Origin of the sequence: Thermogutta sp. (genome assembly GCF_039793925.1) — a bacterium.
Classification (GTDB): Bacteria; Planctomycetota; Planctomycetia; order Pirellulales; family Thermoguttaceae; genus Thermogutta.
Map to the genome: position 1 here is coordinate 1 of NZ_JBAMME010000337.1, position 2,397 is coordinate 2,397.

General features: G+C 57.6%; 2 protein-coding genes. Both read left to right on the forward strand.

Going from position 1 to position 2,397, the window contains the following annotated elements:
- Nucleotides 1-1,408 (forward strand): DNA methyltransferase (locus ABJK56_RS18315; protein ID WP_347246128.1); only part of this gene is annotated, 1,408 nt, incomplete at its 5' end.
- Nucleotides 1,405-2,256 (forward strand): NgoMIV family type II restriction endonuclease, encoded by an 852-nt coding sequence (locus ABJK56_RS18320; RefSeq protein WP_347246129.1) that lies wholly within the window; start codon nucleotides 1,405-1,407, stop codon nucleotides 2,254-2,256. The genes ABJK56_RS18315 and ABJK56_RS18320, both read left to right, overlap by 4 nt.
- Nucleotides 2,257-2,397: the final 141 nt, after the last annotated feature.

Genomic DNA, 2,397 nt, shown 5'->3' on the forward strand with positions numbered 1-2,397 from the left:
TCATCACCGAGAAGGGCATCGCGTATCCGCCGTTTATGCTGAGTCTGCGCCGGATGTTGGGTGTGGAATGATTCACCGGCAACTTCCTCTGCTCCGGAGTTTTCCGGAAACGCTGGCAGAGCACCCGGCAGCGATTCGGGACCGCCTGGCCGACCTGCTGGGTGGAGACCTGGACTTTCGGGGGGCCGAGACGGGCTACGCTTCGCACCGGTTGCATTCTTTTGCGGCCAAGTTCCCGCCTCAACTCCCGCGTCTCTTTATCCAGAGTCTTACTAGGACAGGCCAAACCGTCCTGGACCCCATGGCGGGTTCGGGCACGACCGTCATAGAAGCCATTCTGTTGGGGAGGAAAGGGGTCGGGGTAGACCTGGACCCCCTGGCTGTCCAGATTGGGCTTGCCAAAACAACGTGGGTTCGTTGGGCGGATCTGGTCCGCTCTGCCCGCGAAGTCATTGCAAAAGCGGATCGGTGGCTCCGGGCTGGTCGGTCTGTGAAACTCCGGGAATTCCGTGCTACCCTGGACGACGCCACAAAGGAGTTTCTGGACTACTGGTTTCTTCCGTCAACCCAGGAGGAACTGGCAGCACTGATCGCGGCCATTCGCGAGGAATCAGACGCTACCGTTCGCCGGTTGTTGCTGGTTGCGTTCTCTTCAACCATCGTGACGAAATTGGGGGGTGTCTCCCTGGCGCGTGATCTGGCTCACAGCCGTCCCCATCGGGACCCGGAGAAGCGCCCCCCAAATGCCCTGGATTTGTTCTGGGAACGGGTAGGCCGGTATCGGCGGGTCTTGCTCTCCGAACCCCGACTTTCGCCGGACACCGACGCACTGGTGGTGCATGGAGATGCACGGACTCTCCCGATAGCCGATAGTTCGGTACACCTGATTGTGACCTCTCCTCCGTACGCCAATGCCATTGACTATATGCGCGCCCACAAGTTTTCCCTGGTCTGGATGGGTAAACGAATCGGGGAATTAAGCCTGTGGCGTTCCCGGTACATCGGCGCGGAGCGGGCTACGGAAAACGATGGTCCCCTTCCCCACCTCACCCAACGGACCATCGGGAGGATAGCCGAATTGGATAGCAAACGGGCACGGGTATTGGGTAAATACTTTACCGATATGCGCCAGGCCCTTCGGGAAATGCATCGGGTGCTCTGCTCGGGCGCGGCGGCCATCATCGTTGTAGGACCTTCTACGATGCGCGGCCTGAAAATAGAGACCCATCAGTGCCTGGCTGAGATTGCGGAGAGCGTGGGGTTTGACGTGGTCCGAATTCGGGAACGGCAACTGGACCGGGACCGGCGGATGATGCCCGTATCTGCTCGTGGGTCGTCCCCGTCAACGATTGAAGCCCGTATGCATCGGGAGTACATCATCGGACTGGTGAAACCGGGGGGGCGATGAACCGGATCCACGAGTTGCGCTCCGAATATCATCGGCAACTTTGCAGCAGTGTGCTGGGTCGGCGAGATGGCATCCCGAACAACGCCGACCGTTCCAGTAAGGTGAGTCGGAAAATTGCTGAGCGACTACTTCAATTTCTTCCCTATCCGCTATGCACTCCACCACCTGATCAGACTGTGGGCACTCGGTTTGAAAAAGCAACAGCGTCTTTTCTGCAGAAATCATTCTCTCTATTGAAGCACATCCGCCCTGGCCGATGGGGCTTCTTTGTAGCAGAGACGGCCCGGTCTATTGAACAGTTTGAACAGTACGAGCATTTGAAATTTCTGAGCCAGGCAATAGTTGAACATCCCGATTTGGCCGCCATACTGGGCTCTGACTATATCATAAAGCCAGACATTGTCATTGGGCGATACCCGCTGGATGACCAGGAGATTAATGCCGAGCAGCATCTTCTGGAGGGTGAGGAATTTGCCCGCTATACTCCCCTGCGCAAGCGAAACCGGCCTGCAGAGACCCTGATTTTCCATGCCAGTATCTCCTGCAAATGGACGCTCCGAAGCGACCGGGCACAGAATACCCGAACTGAGGCACTGAATCTGATTCGCAACCGCAAGGGCCACACACCGCACATCGTGGTCGTCACCGCGGAACCTTTGCCTACCCGCATTGCCTCTCTGGCCCTGGGTACCGGAGATATTGATTGCGTTTATCACTTTGCCCTCCCGGAACTGATCCGGGCTGTTGAGGAATCCAACAGCGAAAGCCAGAAAGAGATGCTGGATATGCTGATAGAGGGTCGTCGGTTGCGGGACATCGCCGACCTCCCTTTTGATCTTGCGATATGAGCGGAGCGTCCGATCCCCAACTCCAAATTCTCCTCGGTGACCGGGTCTTTACCCGGGAGGAATGGTTCCAAAAAGCAGAAAGCGCGCGCCAGGAGCGGGCCCAACTCCCCTTTGAGGAGAAAATCCGCATCCTGGTGGAAC